Consider the following 17,931-nt stretch of genomic DNA (forward strand, 5'->3'; position numbering starts at 1 on the left):
GGTGTGCTAGGTTGGCGCGGTGCCGGAACCGCTGCCGGTTGAGCTGATGAACACCGTCCGCGCCGACGCGGACCTCCTCGATGACGCCTGGTTGCGCGCGGTCGGCCTGCCCGCGCCGGACGACCTCGACCAGTTGCGCACGTTGCGCCGCGCGCTGCGGCGGTTGGCCGCCGACGCGACCGATGATCCGCGCGAGCCCGTGGACGCGATGACCCGACCGGACGCCCTCGCCGCCCTCAACTCACTGGCCGGATCGGCCCGGCCGGAGCTGTCCTGGCCGGGCGACGGGCCGCCGGCGCGCACCCTGCGCGGGCCCGCGGCCGGCGTGATCGCGACCCTGGGGGTCGAATTGCTTGCCGGCGCGGATCGCGGCCGGCTGCGCGCCTGTCTCGCGCCGAACTGCGTGCTGTACTTCGTCAAGGAACACACGCGCCGGGAATGGTGCTCGCCGAACTGCGGGAACCGGGCGCGGGTGGCCCGCCACTACCAGCGCCACCGTCAGGACTGACCGATGCACAGTGCGAAGACCGAGTTCGTCGGGTCGCAGGGCGAGCCCCTGGCCGCCCGGCTGGAGCTGCCCGAGGGCACGCCCCGCGCCTACGCGCTGTTCGCGCACTGCTTCACGTGCAGCAAGGACGTGCTGGCCGCGTCCCGGATCTGCAAGGCGCTGACCGGGTTCGACATCGCCGTGCTGCGCTTCGACTTCACCGGCCTCGGTGGCTCCGGCGGCGACTTCGGCAACACCGACTTCTCGTCCAACATCTCCGATCTCGTGCTGGCGGCGGACCATCTCCGGTCCACACACGCGGCGCCGACCCTGCTGATCGGGCATTCCCTGGGCGGCGCGGCGGTTCTGGCCGCGCGTCGGCGGATTCCGGAGGTCCGCGCCGTCGCGACGATCGGCGCGCCGGCCGACCCGGAGCACGTGCTGCACCTGCTCGGCGACCGGCGGGACGACATCGAGCGCGACGGCGAGGCGGACGTGGTGCTCGGCGGGCGGAAGTTCCGCGTGCGGGCCAGTTTCCTGGCCGACGTCGCCGCGCAGCCGCAGGCCGAGTGCATCGCGACGCTCGGGGCCGCGCTGCTGGTCATGCACTCGCCGGTGGACGAGGTGGTCGGTGTCGACCACGCCCGGCGGATCTTCGACACCGCGCGGCACCCCAAGTCGTTCATCGCCATCGACGGCGCCGACCACCTGCTGACCCGGTCGGCCGACGCCACCTTCGTCGCCTCGGTGCTGGCGGCGTGGGCGCCCCGGTACGCGTTCAGTCCTGCGGAAAGTCGGCCGACCGGCTGACCTCGGCCCACTTCTCCACCTCGGCGGCACGGGACTCCTGCGACTTGCGCACCTGGTCGACGGCAACCGCGCCGAGCAGCAGGCGCAGCGGCGGCTCGTCGGCGTCGACCACGTCGACGATCACCTTGGCGGCGCGGGCCGGGTCGCCGGGCCAGGTCGCGGCGGTCCTGGCGCGGAAGCGGTCCATCTCACCGACGGTGCCGTCGTAGTCGGGGTCGATCGCCTCGTCGGTGGAGAAGGACGCCCAGTCGGTGCGGAACGGGCCGGGCTCGATGATCGTCACCTTCACGCCGAACGGCTTGACCTCGTTGTTCAACACCTCGGAGAAGCCTTCCACGGCGAACTTCGCCGACTGGTAGGCGCCCATGCCGGGCGAGCCGCCGACCCGGCCGCCGACCGAGGAGAACTGCAGGATGTGGCCGCCGCGCTGCTGGCGCAGCACCGGCAGGGCGGCGCGGGTCACGTTGACCACGCCGAAGAAGTTCGCCTCGAACTGGTCGCGGAAGTCCCGCTCCGACATGTGTTCGATGGGCGCGCTGGAGGCGTAGCCGGCGTTGTTGGCGACGACGTCGAGGCCGCCGAAGCGGTCCACCGCGAACCGCACGGCCGCCTTGGCCGCCTCGGCGTCGGTGACGTCCAGGGCGAAGGGGGCCACCTTGTCGCCGTACTCGCCGACCAGGTCGTCCAGCTGCTCGGGCTTGCGCGCGGTCGCCACCACGTTGTCGCCCGCGGCCAGCGCCGCCTCCGCCAGCTGCCGGCCGAGGCCGCGGGAGCTGCCGGTGATGAGCCAAGTCCTCATCGTCGTACCCTTCTCTATAACTAACTGGATGGTTACTTCAACCATGACATCACCACAGCTATTCCATGTCAACTATCTGGTTAGTTGCTACGCTCACACCATGGCCAGGGACGCGCACGCCACGAGACAGCGGCTGCTGGAGGCGGCGACCGCCGAGTTCGCCGAGCACGGCATCGCCGGCGCCCGGGTGGACCGGGTCGCCGCCGCCGCGGGCTGCAACAAGGCGCTGATCTACTCGTACTTCGGGAACAAGGACCAGCTGTTCGAGGCGGTGTTCGCACGGAACATCGCCGAGTTCTACGAGCTGGTGCCGTTCGACGCCACCGACCTGCCCGGCTATGCCGGGCGGCTGTTCGACCACTACGAGGCGCATCCCGTGACGCTGCGGCTGTCCACCTGGTACCGGCTGGAGCGCGCCGAGGGGGCCATGCCCGCCGTGTCGGCGGTCAACGACGTGCGGCTGGAACGTCTTCGTCAGGCCCAGGCCGACGGTGTGGTGTCGACCCACTTCGATCCCGTGCAGCTCTTGGTGTTGTTGCAGGCCGTGCCCGCCGCGTGGGCGACGACGAACCCGGAGCTGGCCGGCGCCTCCACCCGCGAGTTCCGCCGCCGGACCGTCGTCGAGGCCATCGAGAAGTTGTTGGCATAGAAAGGGATCGGCCCCCACCCGCCGTCCCGGGTGGGGGCCGATCCGGTCCCGTCGCCGCCGCGTCTTTGCTGCCACGCAAACCTTCATGACGCGTGGTGCCGGCGACGGAAGTCCTTTCGTTGTGCTTGCGGGGCCGGCTCGCCCTGGTACGAACGAGCCGGCCCCTTCTCGCCGCTGTCAGGCGACGGCGCCTTCGAGAACCTTGGTCTCTTCCGTCTTGTTGTTGTCCTTGGGGGTGGGCGGGGTCGGCTTGATCCGCCGCAGCAACGCGATCGTGAACACCGCCGCGCCCACCGCCACGACCCCACCGGCGATCGCCGAGTAGTGCAGCGAGCTGGTGAACGCCTCACGGGCCACCGCCAGCAGCGAGTCGGCCTGGGCCCGCGGCAGGCCATGAGCGACCGTCGAGGCGGTGGCCAGGGTCTGCCGGGAGGCCTGCACGGCGGCGGCCGGCACGTCGTGCGGGGTGTGGGCGTCGAAGGTCACGGCATACACCGCCGCCCCGATCGAGCCCAGGATCGCGATCCCCAACGCCCCGCCCAACTCCTGACCGGTCTCCAGCAACGCCGAGGCGGCGCCGGCCCGCTCGGCCGGCGCGGCCGCCACGACCAGGTCGGTGATGCAGGTCAGCACGATCGCGATGCCCAGGCCGATCCCGATCGCCCCGCCCATCACCGTGACCATGCTGCGGGCCACCTCCAACTGCGTCATCACCACGAAACCCACGGCGGCGACGAGGAAGCCGGCGGCGATGATGTAGGCCGGGCGGACGGTGCGGGCGATGATCGTCACGAACGGCACCACCAGGGTCACCACCACCGGGGAGGCCATCGTCCACAGCGCGGCCTCCAGCGTGCTCATCCGCAGCACTTCCATCAGGTACTGGGTGGTGAACACGCCGAACCCGATCAGGCAGAACGAGCAGGCGACGGACACGGTCATGGAGGCGCCGAAGTCGCGGTTGCGGAACAGTTGCGGGTCGATCATCGGGTGCGACAGGGTCTTCTGGCGGCGGACGAAGACGTAGCCCAGGGCCAGGCCGGCCGCCAGCGCCGCCGCGGGCAGGGCGGAGAACCCGTTGACCGCGGTTTCCTTCAGGCCCCAGATGATCGCCAGCACCCCGGCCAGTGACAGCAGGCCGGAGGCGAGGTCGAAGCGGCCGGCTTGGCCGCGGGGCAGGCGGTACTCGGGCACGAGGGCGGGGACCAGGATCAGCAGCAGGACCATGACGGGGGCGTTGATCAGGAAGACCGAGCCCCAGGGGAAGAACTGCAGCAGCACCCCGGACACGATCGGGCCCAGGGCGGCGCCGACGGACAGGCCGGTGGACCACACGGCGATGGCGGAGCGGCGCTGCTTGTCGTCGTGGAACATGCTGCGCACCAGGGCCAGGGTGGAGGGCATCAGGGTGGCGCCGCCGATGCCCTGGATGGCGCGGGCGGTGATCAGGGTGGTGGGGTCGGTGGCGAAGGCGGCGGCGACCGAGGCCAGGCCGAACACGGTGGAGCCGATCAGCAGCAGGGTGCGGCGGCCGATGCGGTCGCCGATGTTGCCCATGGTGATCAGCAGGCCGGCCAGGACGAAGCCGTACATGTCGATGATCCACAGCTGTTCGGTGCCGGAGGGGGCCAGGGCGGCGGAGATGGCGGGGATGGCGAAGTACAGGACGGTCATGTCCATGGAGACCAGCAGCAGTGGCAGGACGAGGACGGCCAGGCCGGTCCATTCGCGTCGGCCGGCGAGGCGGGGTGGTTGCGTGGCGTGTGTCATGCCCCGAACCATACACGCGTCCCACACGCTTGTATAGAACGTACGTTTAAGACACTCGATGGCTAGGGAAACCCCCAGCCGTCGCTCGCCAACCCCAGCCCCGGTGCACGTGAGTGGCATACGTGGCTTCCGCGGCCACACAAGCCACTCACGTACGGGCGGCCACGGCACGTGAGTGGCTTATATGGCTCCTGCGGCCACACAAGCCACTCACGTAGGCCCGCACCCGGGGCCGGCCACGGCACGTGAGTGGCTCAGGTGGCCGCCGAGGCCAAGTGAGCCACTCAGGTGAGAAAAACCGGGGGGACGATGTGCCGAGGCTGCGGCGGGGATGGGGCCGTTGCGACTTCGTCGGCGAGAGCGATCTCGTGGCGGGCGGCCGGGGCTGAGTACGCCGGCGGGTCAGACTCGGGTGCGGGTCATCGGGTCGCGGCCAGGATGTGTTCGCCCATGGCCCGAACGGCGTCACGGGCCTCGGGCAGCCAAGAAGTGAAGTAGTGCCACACATGCGGAGCGTCCTGGACGACGATCAACCGTGCGCCGGCCCTGGCGGCCAGGGCGACGGCGTCGTCGTGAAGGATCTCCTCGGTGCCGACCTGCACGAGCAGCGGCGGCAGGCCGGTGAGGTCGCCGTAGATCGGCGACGCGTACGGGTGCAGCGGGCTGGCCTTCCCCGCCAGATACTCGGTGGCGGCCGCGAGCAGACCGGCCCGGGAGAGCATCGGGTCCCGGGATGCCCTGGTAGCCATGGATTCCCCGGTGCACTCCAGGTCCACCCACGGCGAGTTGACAGCAGCGGCAGCCGGCAGCGGGAGACCCTCGTCCCGAAGACGTAGCAGCAACGCCACGGCCAGCCCACCGCCGGCGGACTCGCCGGCGATGGCGATTCGGTTGGCGGCAAAGCGATCCAGCAACGAGACGTACGCGTCACGGGCGAAGTCGACGGCCGCCGGGAACGGGTGCTCCGGCGCCAGCGGGTAATCAGCGAACGCGACCTCCGCCCGAGCGGCGCTCGCCACCCCGGCCATGAGCGCCCGATGAGTGCCCGGCGAGCCGAGCCGGTAGGCGCCGCCATGGAGGTACAGCACGACCCGGTCCGGCTCGGACTCGGGCGTCCGCACCCACACGCCGAACTCCCACGGCTCCACAACGGTTTCCGCCGGCACGGGGAACTGCCCGGCCCACTCCACGTACGCCTGCCGCTGCGCCTCCACCGTGCCCACCGACCGGGCATCCACCAGCTCGCGCAGCGTCGCGTGCGCCCGCTCCATCTCCGGGGTCATGCCAGCAGCTCCTTCCGTGAGCTCCGATCGCCGCCCCGACGCACGTGAGTGGCTCATGTGCCCCCTGGCGGCAAGTCAGCCACTCACGTACGTCAGCGGCCGATCGGGTCGCCGGGGGCGGATCAGGTCGCGGGCGCTAGATTTCCGCGCTGGCGGGCGCGATAAGTGGCGCCTTTCACCTTGTTTCCGCACGTGGTCATCGAGCACCATTCCCGCCGGAAACCGCGGGAGCGGTCGATGAAGACCTGGTTGCACTCCGGCCGCTGACACTCCTTGAGCAGGTGCGCGTCGGGCCCGCCGAGCAGGTCGACGGCGGCCCGCGCGACGGTGGCAAGCGCTTGCGCGGGCGTGGCCTCGACGTGTCGGCCGGCCGGCGTGAGCTGTGGGGCCGCGGGCGCGGACCGCGCGAACTCGTTGACCAGTGACACGTCCGCGGCACGCTGCTCCTCCCCGAACAACCGGGCCGCTACCAGGGCATATATCGCCTCCCGGAGCGCGACGGCGTCGACCAGGTCGGCGGGTGCGCTGCGTGGACCGGCGTCGATGAGCTTCGACTCACGAAACCAGGCGTCAAGGGACGCGGGCCCGTCGAGCATCTCCAGCGGGTCGTCGTTGCGGCGGCCGCGCAGGGTGCCGACGAAGTCGAGCGCCGGGTGGTCGCACGGGAAGCGGTGAACCATGCGCACCAGTTTGACAGGTGCGCAGACGCCATGCAATGCTGCACACCGTTCTAACCGGTGCGCGATTGCAGGCCGTAAATTACGCACCGCTCCGACAGGTGCCGACTGGAGACGCCAGTGATCACGCGAGAGCAGTACCTCGACTTCTTCACCAACGCGCTCAACGGGATGGCCGACATCGTCGCCGAGCTGGGCGACGACCTGGCCAACCGGCGTATGCCGCTGCCCGGCGCGAACACGCCGTACGCGGTGCTCAACCACAGCCTCGGCGCCATCGGCTACTGGGTCGGCGAGGTCGTCTCCGGCCGCCCCGCGCACCGGGACCGCGATGCCGAGTTCACCGCGTCCGGGCCGGTCGCGCCGCTGCTCGACCGGGTCCGTGACACCGTCGGCCAGCTGGCCAAGGACGTCGCCGCCGCGCGGGAGGACACCGACACCGCCGGCGCGCTGCTGCACGTCTACACCGACGTCGTCCAGCACCACGGCCAGCTGCAGATCATGCGCGACGCCCTCGTCGCCACGGCCTGACCATGCACCCCGTCAAGTCCCCGCCGCTGTCCCGTGGCCGCGACCGCCACGTGATCGCCGTGCCGGTGCTGCCCGATTCGGTGGCGTTGGAGGTGACCGTGGTGCAGCAGGTGTTCGGGCGCCGCCCGTTCCCCGGCGCCGGCGACCTGACCGGCCGCTACCAGATCGTGCTGTGCGGGGAGCGCCGCCGGCAGCCGCTGCCCGGCGGCGTCGACCTGGGCGACTTGGCCCCGTTGGAGACCCTGTTGACCGCCGACACCGTGCTGGTTCCCGGCGTGGAGAACCCGTTCGCGCCGCGCAGCCGCACGTTGCTGGCCACGCTGCGGGCGGCCTTCCACCGCGGGGCGCGGATGGTCGGGCTGTGCGGCGGCACCTTCCTGCTCGGTCGCGCCGGCGTGCTCGACGGCCGGCGCGCCACCACGCACTGGCTGTACTCGGCGGCGTTCCGCGAGGCGTTCCCGCTGACCCGGCTGGAGATCGACCGGGTTTTCGTCGACGACGGCTCGGTGCACACCTGCGGCGGCGCACTGTCCACTGCGGACATCGCGCTGCACCTGCTGTCGCTGGACATCGGCGACGCCTACGCCGACGCCATCGGCCGGCTGTTGGTCGTCGCCCCCCACCGTTCCGGCGAGCAGCTGGCCCGCGACCCGCACGGCCAGTTCATGACGGACTTTCTCAGCTGGCTTCGGGAACACGTGCACGAGCCGCTCACGTTGACCCGGTTGGCGGGGCAGGCGCACGTGAGCGAGCGGAGCCTGGTGCGGAAGTTCCGGCAGGCCACCGGGACCAGCATCTTCGAGTGGATCGGCCAGGAACGGGTCGAGCGGGCCAAGTCCCTGCTCGAGACCACCGACCACCTGGTCGCCGACATCGCGGCGATGGCCGGCTTCGGCTCGGCCGAGTCGCTGCGCCGCAACTTCGTCAAACACGTCGGCATCTCGGCCCGCAGCTACCGGGCCAAGTTCCGGCCGACCCGGAAGTCCGGAGGTAGTCATGGCTGAGCTCACCGACACCGAAGCCGCCGCCGTCCGCCGCGAGCGCTTCGGCGCCCTGCCCGCCCGCGTGCCCGCCGACCACACCGTCGAAACGGTGCCGCCCGAGCGCTTCGAGTTCACCGGCGTCGACCCCGACACCGAGTGGATGATCCGCTACAGCGCCTGAGCGGCTGTCACACTCTCGTTACAAGCCTAGGTCAGAGCCACGACACCGGCCCCGCACGATTGTCCGTATGACCCGAACGATCCTGCTCGAACTGGCGACCAAGGCGCTGGCCCGGGTGTTCCTGCCGGTGGCGAAGGTCCGGTATCGCCGCGACGCGCGGCACCACGCGGCGCAGTGGGCGCTGCGGCTGAGGTTCCCGCGTGAGTCGCTGGCGGGCCTGCACCCGGCTACGAAGGCGGCCTTCGAGGCGGCCAGGGCGGAAGCGTTCTGGCGGGACGGGCAGCTGATCGGGCTGACCTCGGGCCACCGGGACGCGGCGGAGCAGTACCGCCTGTACAAGGAGGCGGTGCGGAGCGCGGGGTCGCACCAGGAGGCCCGCAAGTGGGTGCTGCCGCCGCACGAGTCGAGCCACGTTCAGGGGACGGCGCTGGACGTCCGGCCCTGTGAGGGCGCGGCTTGGCTGGAGCGGAACGGGGACCGGTACCACCTGTACCGCCGCTACGACAACGAGCCCTGGCACTTCGAGCTGTGCGCCGCCCGGCCGGCCCGCCAGCCGCATCCTGGCGCGGCGCCGTTGCGCCGTTCGTGCTAACCACTGTGTATCCGACCGAGGGAGGCACGGTGGCCCAGCTGTTGCTCGTCGAGGACGACGCCGTGCTGGCGGAGGCCCTGGCCCGGGCGCTGACGGCGCTGGGCCACGAGGTGAACGTCGCCCCGAGCGGCGAACTGGCGTTGGAGCAGCTGTTCGACCGGCGCACGCCGACGGATCTGGTGCTGCTGGACGTGATGCTGCCGGGCATCGACGGTTTCGAGGTGTGCCGCAAGATCCGCGCCAAGTCGACGGTTCCGGTCGTCCTGCTGACGGCCCGCGGCGACCCGGTGGACATGGTGGTCGGTCTGGAGGGCGGCGCGGACGACTACGTGGTGAAGCCGGCGGAACCGAGGGTGCTCGACGCCCGCGTGAAGACCATTCTGCGCCGCACGTCCTCCAGCCCGGCACAGCCTACGGTGCAGACGTTCGGCGACCTCTCCATCGACAGCGAGGCCATGATCGTCAAGAGGAACGGCGAGGAGTTGCACCTCACCTCCACGGAGATGCGGCTGCTGCTGGAGTTCGCCGACCACCCGGGCCAGGTGCTGTCCCGCCAGACGCTGCTCAAGCGGGTCTGGGACTACGGCTTCGCCGGCGACTCCCGGCTGGTCGACGCGGCCGTGGCCCGGCTGCGCGCGAAGATCGAGCCGGACCCGGGCAACCCGACGCTGCTGCGCACCGCGAGGGGGCTCGGCTACCGCCTGGTCAAGCCGTGAGGCGCTGGCATCCCGGCCTGCGCACGAGCATCGTGCTCACGGTCATCGCGATCACCGTCGCCGCCACCGGCACGATGGCGTACCTGTCGTACCAGTTGCAGCAGCACGAGATCCGGGACCGATTCCGCCAGGCCGCGCTGGCCGATTTCCAGTCGGACCAGCAGCAGATCCACCAGTGGCTGGTGTACGCCAAGGCCCCGGCCGGCTCCAAAGTGGACGGTGCCGCCGACTATCTCAACGGCCGGCTCGCGCTGGACTGGTCCATCGTGAACCTCAATCCCGCCACCGGCCCGCAGTCGCAGCTGACGGGTTCCGGCTACACCGCGGTCGCCGGAATTCCCGCGGTGCTCCCCCAGGACCAGGTCGAGAAGGCGCTCGACCAGCTCGAACCCGTCGACTTCGAGTACAACGTCCAGGGCAGCCTGCAACTGGTGTTCGTCGGCCAGACGGAGCCGAACATGCTGCTGGTCGAGTACTACAGCACCAGGATCACCGACGCCGAGCTGAGCAAGGTGCGGCTGCAGCTCAGCGCCGCCGCCGTATTGGTCATCCTGGTCGGCAGCGGGCTCGGCGTCCTGGCCGCGCGCCGCATCCAGCGCCGGGTCAGGGTCGCCGCCGGCGCCGCCCGCCAGCTCGGCTCGGGCGACCTGGAGACGCGGCTGCCGGTGCAGGGGCAGGACGAGTTCGCCGACCTCGCCGGCTCGTTCAACTCGATGGCGCAGCGGCTCGGCGAGTCCATCGACGAGCTGCGCCGCAAGGACGAGCAGCAACGCCGGTTCGTCGCCGACGTCGCCCACGACCTGCGGACCCCGATGGCGGTGCTGATCGCCGCCAGCGACGGCCTCGACGGCCCGGACCGGGACCGCTCGGCCGAGCTGATCGGCGCCCAGACGCGCCGGCTGAGCGCGCTCGTCGAGGACCTGCTGGAGATGTCCCGGTTCGACGCCGGCGCCGCCGAGTTCCGGCCGGAACACGTTGACCTGCAAGAGCTCTGCGTGGACGTGGTGGAGATGGTGGCCGCCGACATCTCGGTCACCCTGCACGGCAACGGCATCGTGGTCGGCGACCCGCGCCGCCTGCACACCATCGTCCGCAACCTGGTCAGCAACGCCCTGCACCACGGCGCGCCGCCGGTGACGATCACCATCGACGGCACCGCCGACTTCGAGGTCCGGGTGGCCGTCCGGGATCACGGCCCGGGGCTGCCGCCGGAGCTGGCGCCAGTGGTGTTCGACCGGTTCGTCCGGGGCGACCGCTCCCGCCGCAGCGAGGGCAGCGGCCTGGGCCTGGCCATCGCGTACGAGAACGCGGTGCTGCACGGCGGCCGGATCGACGTCGCCAGCCCCGGCGGCGCGGAGTTCACCCTTGTGGTGCCCCGAATTCCAGGCGGTGGTCCGCGACCCAGCGACGGAAGTCCCGAGCCGGCGCACCCGTGACGGCCTCCACGGTGTCGGTGACGAGCGACGGCCGGCCGACGCAGTGGAGGTCGGTGTCCAGCAACGTCTCCATCACGTCGGCCGGAATGAACGCCGGCCGGGTTTCCAACGCCCGTTCCCGGCTGATCTCGACGACGGAGATCGGCCGACCCAGCGCCGAAGCCAAGATGGCCACCTGCTGCCGGTAGCTCAGCGACTCCGGCCCCGTCAGCGTCAGCGCCTCGCCGAGGTGGCTGCCGGACTCCAGCACGGCCTGGGCGACCGCGGCGATGTCGTCCTCGTGGATCGGCGAGTATTCGGCATCCGGATAGGCGGACTCCACAGTGGACGCTGTTCGGATGGATTCGACCCACCGCAACGTGTTCGTGGCGAACGCGCCGGGCCGCAGCACGGTGACGGGCAGCCCGGACTCCAGCAGCGCGTCCTCCACGGCCTTGTGCCGCGCCGCGATCGAGTTGGTGGCGGGATCCAGTTCCCCGACCGACAACGACGACACCTGCACGACGTGCCGAACGCCTTGGGCCGCCTTGAGAAACGCGTCGATGCCGGTGGGCTGTGTGTACAGCAGGACCCGGTCGACGCCGTCGAGAGCCTCCTCCAGGCCCTCCCCGGTCCGAAGATCAACCCGCACCTCCCCCGGCTCCGGACGGCTACTGGCCACCCTAACCGGGGTTCCGGCGCTGGTCAGGCGGGTGATGAGGCTACGCGCGATGCGGCCGCGCGCCCCCGTGACGAGGACGGTCATGGCGATGCTCCCCCTACGATGAGCCGTCGAGACGCATTAGCTTTGCATGCAAAGCTAGTTTGGAGTCAAAGGTATGTCAACGGTGGACGACAGCGTGCGCGAGCTGCTGCTGCTCATGCCGCGGTTGGTCGGCCGGGCCAAGAGGCTGCCCGTCCCCGCCGAGCTGCGTGGGTTCTCGCTGGCGCCGCGGCACATCGCGCTGATGGCCTACCTGCTGTGCGACGGCCCGCTCACGGTCAACGAGCTGGCCGGCCGGCTGGAGATCGCGCCCACCACCGCCAGCCTGATGGTCGGCGACCTGAGCCGACAGGGCGTCCTCGAGCGCGCCGAGGACCCGGCCGACCGCCGCCGCACCATCGTCACCATCGCCGAGAATCACCGGCCGGCCATCGAGGCCTGGTTGGCGGGCAGCGCGAACGCGTGGCGAAAGGCGCTCGCGCCGCTCACGTCCGAGCAGCGGGAACTGTTCATCGGCACGCTGCGCGCCTACGAGCAGGCGGTCGCCGAGCAGGCCCCTTGACCTGCGGTTTCACCCACCCGAAAACGACTCGGAAAAGCCTTGCGGAATTCGTGATTCACATACGTGGAGCTACCCGATCCGCCCATTGCCGCCGCGTCAAAGCCGCCTCGATACTGCGAGAACCCCGCCCTGCGTTTCGGAGGTTCTCCCGTGTTCCGGACAAGACTGCTGGCGCCGCTGGCGTCGGTCGGCATAGTGACCGGGCTGCTCGTCGTGGCCCATCCCGCCGACGCGACGGCGCCGCTGGCCACCGCTGCACTGCTCACCGCGCAGTTCAGCCAGACAAGCACGTGGAACAACGGCTACAACGGCAGCTACACCGTCGCCAACGGCGGCACAGCCCCCAGTAGCACCTGGGTCGTCGAGTTCGACCTGCCCAGCGGCACCACGGTGACGAAGGCGTGGAACGCCACGCTCACCCACACCGGCCAGCACTACAAGCTGGCCAACGTCGGCTACAACGGCGTGGTCGAACCCGGCGCCAGCACGAGCTTCGGCTTCGGCGTCAGCGGCCTGGCCACCCCGACCGGCTGCCTGATCAACGGCGCCGGCTGCGCTGGCGGCCCGACCACCACCACAACCACGACGACGACCACGACAACGACCACCACCACGACGACCACCCCGCCGCCGAGCGGCCCGACCGTGAACGTCGCAACCGCCGCGGAGCTGATCGCCGCGCTGGGCAGCGCCGAGCCCGGCCAGGTGATCAAGCTGGCGGCCGGGACCTACCACGGTTCCTTTGTCACGCAACGGGCCGGCACCGCCGCCGAGCCCATCACCCTGACCGGCCCGGCCGACGCCGTGCTGATCAACGACGGCCCCGCCGGCGACCCGCCGGACTGCGCCGCGCCGACCGCCGGCTACGACTCGGGCTACGGCCTGTGGCTGTTCAACGCCCCGTACTGGAATCTGAGCGGCTTCACCGTCACCGACTCCAAGAAGGGCATCGTCGCCGACAACTCGCCGCACACCGTCATCGACGGTGTGACGGTGAGGCGGATCGACGAGGAGGGCATCCACTTCCGGCGCTCCTCCGCGGACTCCGTGGTGCGCAACTCCACCGTGACGGACACCGGACTGGTCCAGCCGGGCTACGGCGAGGGTGTCTACATCGGATCGGCGGTCTCGAACTGGCACTGCTACGGCAACACCGACGGCGTCGACCGCGGCGACCGGGTGCAGGTGCTCGGCAACCATCTGGGTCCGAACGTCGCCGCCGAGCTCATCGACGTCAAGGAAGGCACCACGGGCGGCGTGATCAGTGGCAACACCTTCGACGGCCGCGGCATCACCGGCGAGAACTCGGCCGATTCCTGGGTGGACGTGAAGGGCTCCGGATACACCATCGACGGCAACCACGGCACGTTCACCAGCCCTGGCGCCTTCGCCGACGGCTACCAGACGCACAACGTGAGCACCACGCCGTCGGTGGAGAGCGGCTGCGGAAACGTGTGGCGGAACAACGTTTCCGATCTGGGCGGCGTGGGGCAGTACGCCATCGACGTGACATCGGTGTCGAAGTGCGCGGGCGCCCCGAACGTCGTCTACGCCTCGAACACCACGACCAATGCCGTGAAGGGCCTCACCAACATCACGGTGACGCCCTAATCGCCCGCGGCCGGCCGAACCGCCGCCCGGCCGGCCCCCGCCCGCCGCCGCAGTTCGTACACGGCGATGACTATTGCCACGAGCATGAATCCGATGGCGCACCACAACGTCATGGACACCGCGGCCGGAAAGCCCGCGCCGGTGGCCGAGTAGAAGACGGTCGCCAGCACCGCGGTGCCGATCGCGGTGCCGATCCGCTGACCGGTCTGCAACGCGCCGCCGGCCACCCCGGCGATGCGGTTCGGCACGCATTCCAGCGTCAACGTCGTGTTGGGCGAGATGACGGCGCCGCCACCGATTCCGGCCACCAGCAATGGCAGCGCGATCGCGCCGCCAATCATGTCTTGCGGCGCCAGTAGCACGACCACCGCGACCGCCGCCAGTCCAATCGTGATGAGACCCAGTCCGGCCACGGTCACCTTGCGACCCAGCCGGGAAACCAGCCGGCCGGCGACCGCCGCCATGATCGAGGAACCGAGCGCGAACGGCGTGACGGTGAGTCCGGACTGCAACGGCGTGTAGTGCAAACCCTTCTGCAGGAACAGCGACATCACCAGGAAAATGCCGGCGAACCCGCAGAAGTACACCGATCCCAGCAGCAAACCCGACGAGTAGCCGGAAACCTCGGTGAACAGCCGCAGGTCGAGCAGCGGCTTCCCGCCGCGCGCGGCCACCCGCCGCTCCCAACGCACGAACAGCACGGCGAAAACGGGCGTGAGCGCCGCCAATAGCCACAACCAGCCGGCGCCGCCGCTCTCGGTCTCCACGATCGGCAGCAACACGTCGAGCACGGTGACACCGAGCAGGAACGCTCCGACGTGGTCGATCTCGTCACGCAATGCGGGGCGGCCGCGATCGGCGCGCGGCAGCCAGCGCAGGGCCAACACGAACGCGAGCACGCCCACGGGCACGTTGACGTAGAACACCCAGCGCCAGCCCTGTTCGTCGCCGAACGCGGCCAGGATCAGGCCGCCGAGCACCGGTCCGGTGGCCGTGGAAATGCCGATCGTCGCGCCGAGCAGGCCGAACGCCTTGCCGCGTTCGGCGCCGCGGAACAGATCCTGGATCAGGCCCGAGTTCTGCGGCGTGAGCAGACCGGCGGCCAGTCCCTGCAGCAGTCGGGCGCCGATCAGGAACACCTCGTTCGGCGCCGCCCCGGCCAGCGCGCTGGTCAGCACAAATGCGGTCAAAGAGACGAGGAACATCACCCGTCGGCCGAGCACGTCACCCAACCGGCCGCCCGCCACCAGCGACAGGCCGAACGTGAGCGCATATCCGGACACGATCCACTGGACGGATCCCGCCGAGGCGTGCAGACCGTTCTGCACGGACGGCAGCGCCACGTTCACGATGCTCACGTCGAGCAGGCTCATGAAGCCGGCGGCGAGGCTGACCGCCAGCGCTTTCCACCGGTGGGGATCGGGTTGACTCACCCCTCCATCCTGCGCCCGGCAAGGCGGTCGCGCGCAGCGGGCGAGCAATCCGCGACAGTGGGTGAATCCGGACCTAACGCCACCTGATCCGGTGAAGAATCGGTGACGACAACTGTCGTCGCTGGTCTGTTCGGCGTACTACGGTCCATCACTGGCGGACCGACCTCTTGGCAACTCCTGCCCGATCGGCCGGTCGGGCGTGACCCACCCCACCCGGTTAGCCGGTCAATTTGGTTTCGAGTCGGTGAGTCATTTTGTGCGGAGTATCGACTAGACTGGCCGCAGTCGCGTCGACGGGGCACGCCTCTTTGACAGCGAGTATTACGCCACGTTCCGACCCAGACGGAGAAACGTCCATGGCACAGAAGACCATCGTCCAGCTGATCGACGACCTCGATGGCGGTGAGGCCAACGAGAGCGTGTCCTTCGGTCTCGACGGTGTCGAGTACACCATCGACCTGTCCGAGGACAACGCGAAGAAGCTCCGCGAAGGCCTGTCGGCGTTCGTCGAGAAGGCGCAGCGTGTCGGTGGCCGCAAGCAGCGGGGTGGCGCCACCACCGCGGTGAAGGCCGGCGGCGACCGCGCGCAGAACCAGGCGATTCGCGAGTGGGCCCGCAGCCAGGGGGAGAAGATCTCCGACCGCGGCCGCATCCCGGCCGAGCTGGTGGCCAAGTTCCAGGCCGCTCACGGCAGCTGACGAAGTAGGTAAGGCCTTCGATGGCGCCCGCCGAAAGCGGGCGCCATCGGCATGTTCGCGATCGAAGGACCTCGGCTTTTCAATTGGTCTTTCGGCAGCGCAGGACGGTGCCGCCGGAGTTGATCACGTCACGCGTCGCCGGCTCCTTCGGTGCGGGGTGCGAAGGTGTGGGGTACGAAGAGGTGGAGCCGATCACCCGACCGACTCACCGGCCGGCGCGATGTGACGCGCCCCACACCTATGCGGAGGAGTGCGGAATGGCGCAGACCGTCGCCGACCAGCTCATCGAGGTGCTCCGGCAGGCCGGCGTACGCCGGGTGTACGGCCTGGTGGGTGACAGCCTGAACCCGATCGCCGACGCGATCCGCCGCACGCCGGACGTCGAATGGGTGCACGTCCACAACGAGGAAGCGGCGGCGCTGGCCGCAGCGGCGGATGCGCAGCTCACCGGGCGGCTCGCGGTGTGCGCCGGCAGCTGCGGACCCGGCAACACGCACCTGGTCCAGGGCCTGTACGACGCGCACCGCAGCGGCGCCCCGGTGCTGGCGATCGCGTCCCACATCCCGTCCACGCAGATCGGCACCAACTACTTCCAGGAGACGCACCCGCAGCACCTGTTCCTGGAGTGCAGCGACTACTGCGAGCTGGTGTCCCGGCCCGAGCAGATGCCCCGGATGCAGCGGATCGCCATGCAGACGGCGCTGGCCAAGCAGGGCGTCGCGGTGCTGGTGCTCCCCGGCGACCTGACCGCGGAGCCGGCCGCGCATCCCACCGGCGCCAGCCATCTCGTCGAGACGCGGGCGGTCGCCGTGCCGGCCGAGGACGCGGTCCACCAGCTGGCCGCCAAGATCAACCAGGCGCGGACGGTGAGCCTGTTCGTCGGGGCCGGCGTCCGCGACGCCCGCGCCGAGGTGCTGGAGCTCGCCGCCAAGGTGCATTCGCCGATCGGCCACTCGCTCGGCGGCAAGGAGTGGATCCAGTACGACAACCCGTACGACGTGGGCATGAGCGGGCTGCTCGGCTACGGCGCCTGCTACGAGGCGACGCACGAGGCCGACCTGCTGATCCTGCTCGGCACCGACTTCCCGTACGACACGTTCCTGCCGCAGGCGCACACCGTGCAGGTCGACCACGACGCCGCCCGGCTCGGCCGGCGGACCCGGCTGGACCTGGGCGTCGAGGGCGACGTCGGGGCGACGCTGCGGGCCGTGCTGCCGCTGGTGCGGCAGAAGACCGACCGCTCGTTCCTGGACCGGATGTTGCGCAAGCACGCCGACGCCCTGGAGAAGGTTGTCGCCGCGTACACGGCGAGGGTCGAGAAGATGCGGCCGGTGCATCCCGAGTACGTGGCGGCGGTGCTGGACGAGCTGGTCGCCGACGACGCCGTGATCACCGTGGACACCGGCATGTGCAACGTGTGGGCGGCGCGGTACCTCACGCCCAACGGCCGGCGGCGGATCATCGGCTCGTTCCGGCACGGCACCATGGCCAACGCCCTGCCGCACGCCATTGGCGCCGCGCACGCGCAGCCGGGGCGGCAGGTGGTGTCGATGTCCGGCGACGGCGGGCTGACGATGCTGCTCGGCGAGCTGCGCACGGTCAAGGAACGCGACGTGCCGGTGAAGATCATCGCCTTCAACAACGGGTCGCTGGGCATGATCCGGCTGGAGATGATGGTCGCCGGCTATCCGTCGTTCGAGACCGACCACGGCGTCGCCGACCTGGCCGGCATCGCCCGGGCCTGCGGCGTTCCGGCCGAGGTGGTGGAGGATCCGGCCGATCTCCGCGGCACCCTGGAGACGGCGCTGGCCGCTCGGGGCCCGTTCCTGGTCGACGTCCGCACGGATCCCAACGCGCTGTCCATCCCGCCGCACATCACCGCCGCGCAGGTGCGGGGCTTCGCGCTGGCGGCGACACGGACCGTGCTGGACGGCGGCGTCGGCAAGATGATCGAGCTGGCCCGAAGCAACCTGCGCTCGATCCCGCGGCCCTAGCCCGCGAAGCAAGGGG

Annotated in this window: 19 protein-coding genes; 13 read left to right on the plus strand and 6 right to left on the minus strand. The window is 70.5% G+C overall.

The window, feature by feature from the left end; translation table 11 throughout:
- The first annotated feature begins 19 nt into the window (after positions 1 to 19).
- Both BJ998_RS11115 and BJ998_RS11120 read left to right on the plus strand, forming a co-directional pair.
- Positions 20 to 508, plus strand: a complete 489-nt coding sequence (locus tag BJ998_RS11115) for a CGNR zinc finger domain-containing protein (protein ID WP_184860901.1) — start codon at positions 20 to 22, stop codon at positions 506 to 508.
- Positions 509 to 511: 3 nt separating this feature from the next.
- Positions 512 to 1,297 carry an alpha/beta hydrolase family protein gene (locus BJ998_RS11120; RefSeq protein ID WP_184860903.1) on the plus strand — a complete coding sequence of 262 codons (786 nt, stop codon included), beginning with the start codon at positions 512 to 514 and terminating at the stop codon, positions 1,295 to 1,297.
- Here BJ998_RS11120 and BJ998_RS11125 read toward each other — a convergent pair.
- Positions 1,266 to 2,096 (minus strand): oxidoreductase, encoded by an 831-nt coding sequence (locus BJ998_RS11125; RefSeq protein WP_184860905.1) that lies wholly within the window; start codon positions 2,094 to 2,096, stop codon positions 1,266 to 1,268. The two genes, BJ998_RS11120 and BJ998_RS11125, sit on opposite strands and share 32 nt — an antisense overlap.
- A 100-nt stretch (positions 2,097 to 2,196) precedes the next feature.
- Here BJ998_RS11125 and BJ998_RS11130 point away from each other — a divergent pair, with 100 nt between their 5' ends.
- On the plus strand, positions 2,197 to 2,745 hold the full coding sequence (locus BJ998_RS11130; RefSeq protein WP_184860907.1) for a TetR family transcriptional regulator: 549 nt from the start codon (positions 2,197 to 2,199) through the stop codon (positions 2,743 to 2,745).
- 177 nt (positions 2,746 to 2,922) lie between these two features.
- On the opposite strand, the gene BJ998_RS11135 is transcribed toward BJ998_RS11130, so the two are convergent.
- The 3 genes from BJ998_RS11135 to BJ998_RS11145 form a co-directional block, all read right to left on the minus strand.
- On the minus strand, positions 2,923 to 4,515 hold the full coding sequence (locus BJ998_RS11135; RefSeq protein ID WP_221337964.1) for an MFS transporter: 1,593 nt from the start codon (positions 4,513 to 4,515) through the stop codon (positions 2,923 to 2,925).
- 419 nt (positions 4,516 to 4,934) lie between these two features.
- Positions 4,935 to 5,798, minus strand: a complete 864-nt coding sequence (locus BJ998_RS11140) for an alpha/beta hydrolase (RefSeq protein WP_184860911.1) — start codon at positions 5,796 to 5,798, stop codon at positions 4,935 to 4,937.
- Between the two features lie 122 nt (positions 5,799 to 5,920).
- A complete protein-coding gene (locus tag BJ998_RS11145) occupies positions 5,921 to 6,478 on the minus strand; it encodes a CGNR zinc finger domain-containing protein (RefSeq protein WP_184860913.1) in 558 nt (185 codons plus the stop codon).
- Positions 6,479 to 6,595: 117 nt separating this feature from the next.
- Between BJ998_RS11145 and BJ998_RS11150 the strand changes: the two genes are divergently transcribed.
- From BJ998_RS11150 to BJ998_RS11175, 6 genes are all read left to right on the plus strand, one after another.
- Positions 6,596 to 7,006: a DUF664 domain-containing protein gene (locus BJ998_RS11150; RefSeq protein ID WP_184860915.1), complete on the plus strand. Its 411-nt coding sequence runs from the start codon at positions 6,596 to 6,598 to the stop codon at positions 7,004 to 7,006.
- A gap of 2 nt (positions 7,007 to 7,008) precedes the next feature.
- Positions 7,009 to 8,010, plus strand: a complete 1,002-nt coding sequence (locus BJ998_RS11155) for a GlxA family transcriptional regulator (protein WP_184860917.1) — start codon at positions 7,009 to 7,011, stop codon at positions 8,008 to 8,010.
- Entirely contained in the window at positions 8,003 to 8,170 is a 168-nt protein-coding gene (locus BJ998_RS11160) for a hypothetical protein (protein ID WP_184860919.1), read from the plus strand. The genes BJ998_RS11155 and BJ998_RS11160 overlap by 8 nt, the downstream gene beginning before the upstream one ends.
- Positions 8,171 to 8,237: 67 nt before the next feature.
- Positions 8,238 to 8,762: a D-alanyl-D-alanine carboxypeptidase family protein gene (locus BJ998_RS11165; protein WP_184860921.1), complete on the plus strand. Its 525-nt coding sequence runs from the start codon at positions 8,238 to 8,240 to the stop codon at positions 8,760 to 8,762.
- A gap of 29 nt (positions 8,763 to 8,791) precedes the next feature.
- Positions 8,792 to 9,478, plus strand: a complete 687-nt coding sequence (locus BJ998_RS11170) for a response regulator (protein WP_184860923.1) — start codon at positions 8,792 to 8,794, stop codon at positions 9,476 to 9,478.
- Positions 9,475 to 10,914, plus strand: a complete 1,440-nt coding sequence (locus tag BJ998_RS11175) for an ATP-binding protein (RefSeq protein WP_184860925.1) — start codon at positions 9,475 to 9,477, stop codon at positions 10,912 to 10,914. The genes BJ998_RS11170 and BJ998_RS11175 overlap by 4 nt, the downstream gene beginning before the upstream one ends.
- Here the strand turns inward: BJ998_RS11175 and BJ998_RS11180 are convergent.
- A complete protein-coding gene (locus BJ998_RS11180; protein WP_184860927.1) occupies positions 10,838 to 11,659 on the minus strand; it encodes an NAD(P)H-binding protein in 822 nt (273 codons plus the stop codon). The two genes, BJ998_RS11175 and BJ998_RS11180, sit on opposite strands and share 77 nt — an antisense overlap.
- A 73-nt stretch (positions 11,660 to 11,732) precedes the next feature.
- Here BJ998_RS11180 and BJ998_RS11185 point away from each other — a divergent pair, with 73 nt between their 5' ends.
- The gene (locus BJ998_RS11185) at positions 11,733 to 12,179 is read left to right on the plus strand and encodes a MarR family winged helix-turn-helix transcriptional regulator (protein WP_184860929.1); all 447 of its coding nucleotides are present in this window, start codon (positions 11,733 to 11,735) and stop codon (positions 12,177 to 12,179) included.
- A gap of 150 nt (positions 12,180 to 12,329) precedes the next feature.
- A complete protein-coding gene (locus tag BJ998_RS11190; RefSeq protein WP_312890045.1) occupies positions 12,330 to 13,790 on the plus strand; it encodes a cellulose binding domain-containing protein in 1,461 nt (486 codons plus the stop codon).
- Here the strand turns inward: BJ998_RS11190 and BJ998_RS11195 are convergent.
- Entirely contained in the window at positions 13,787 to 15,223 is a 1,437-nt protein-coding gene (locus BJ998_RS11195) for an MFS transporter (RefSeq protein ID WP_312890046.1), read from the minus strand. The genes BJ998_RS11190 and BJ998_RS11195 overlap by 4 nt on opposite strands.
- A 356-nt stretch (positions 15,224 to 15,579) precedes the next feature.
- On the opposite strand from BJ998_RS11195, the gene BJ998_RS11200 reads away from it, so the two are divergent.
- Both BJ998_RS11200 and BJ998_RS11205 read left to right on the plus strand, forming a co-directional pair.
- Complete coding sequence (locus BJ998_RS11200; RefSeq protein WP_184860931.1) at positions 15,580 to 15,921, plus strand: histone-like nucleoid-structuring protein Lsr2; 342 nt, start codon at positions 15,580 to 15,582, stop codon at positions 15,919 to 15,921.
- Positions 15,922 to 16,178: 257 nt separating this feature from the next.
- Positions 16,179 to 17,915, plus strand: coding sequence for a pyruvate dehydrogenase (locus BJ998_RS11205; protein WP_184860933.1), 1,737 nt, complete (start codon positions 16,179 to 16,181; stop codon positions 17,913 to 17,915).
- Positions 17,916 to 17,931 lie beyond the last annotated feature (16 nt).

Source organism: Kutzneria kofuensis (assembly GCF_014203355.1).
GTDB classification, from domain to species: Bacteria; Actinomycetota; Actinomycetes; order Mycobacteriales; family Pseudonocardiaceae; genus Kutzneria; species Kutzneria kofuensis.

Coding starts and splice junctions, on each gene's coding strand:
- BJ998_RS11120 (WP_184860903.1), top strand. CDS start 512: ATGCACAGTGCGAAGACCGAGTTCGTCGGGTCGCAGGGCGAGCCCCTG.
- BJ998_RS11125 (WP_184860905.1), bottom strand. CDS start 2,096: ATGAGGACTTGGCTCATCACCGGCAGCTCCCGCGGCCTCGGCCGGCAG.
- BJ998_RS11130 (WP_184860907.1), top strand. CDS start 2,197: ATGGCCAGGGACGCGCACGCCACGAGACAGCGGCTGCTGGAGGCGGCG.
- BJ998_RS11135 (WP_221337964.1), bottom strand. CDS start 4,515: ATGACACACGCCACGCAACCACCCCGCCTCGCCGGCCGACGCGAATGG.
- BJ998_RS11140 (WP_184860911.1), bottom strand. CDS start 5,798: ATGACCCCGGAGATGGAGCGGGCGCACGCGACGCTGCGCGAGCTGGTG.
- BJ998_RS11145 (WP_184860913.1), bottom strand. CDS start 6,478: ATGGTTCACCGCTTCCCGTGCGACCACCCGGCGCTCGACTTCGTCGGC.
- BJ998_RS11155 (WP_184860917.1), top strand. CDS start 7,009: ATGCACCCCGTCAAGTCCCCGCCGCTGTCCCGTGGCCGCGACCGCCAC.
- BJ998_RS11160 (WP_184860919.1), top strand. CDS start 8,003: ATGGCTGAGCTCACCGACACCGAAGCCGCCGCCGTCCGCCGCGAGCGC.
- BJ998_RS11165 (WP_184860921.1), top strand. CDS start 8,238: ATGACCCGAACGATCCTGCTCGAACTGGCGACCAAGGCGCTGGCCCGG.
- BJ998_RS11180 (WP_184860927.1), bottom strand. CDS start 11,659: ATGACCGTCCTCGTCACGGGGGCGCGCGGCCGCATCGCGCGTAGCCTC.
- BJ998_RS11185 (WP_184860929.1), top strand. CDS start 11,733: ATGTCAACGGTGGACGACAGCGTGCGCGAGCTGCTGCTGCTCATGCCG.
- BJ998_RS11200 (WP_184860931.1), top strand. CDS start 15,580: ATGGCACAGAAGACCATCGTCCAGCTGATCGACGACCTCGATGGCGGT.
- BJ998_RS11205 (WP_184860933.1), top strand. CDS start 16,179: ATGGCGCAGACCGTCGCCGACCAGCTCATCGAGGTGCTCCGGCAGGCC.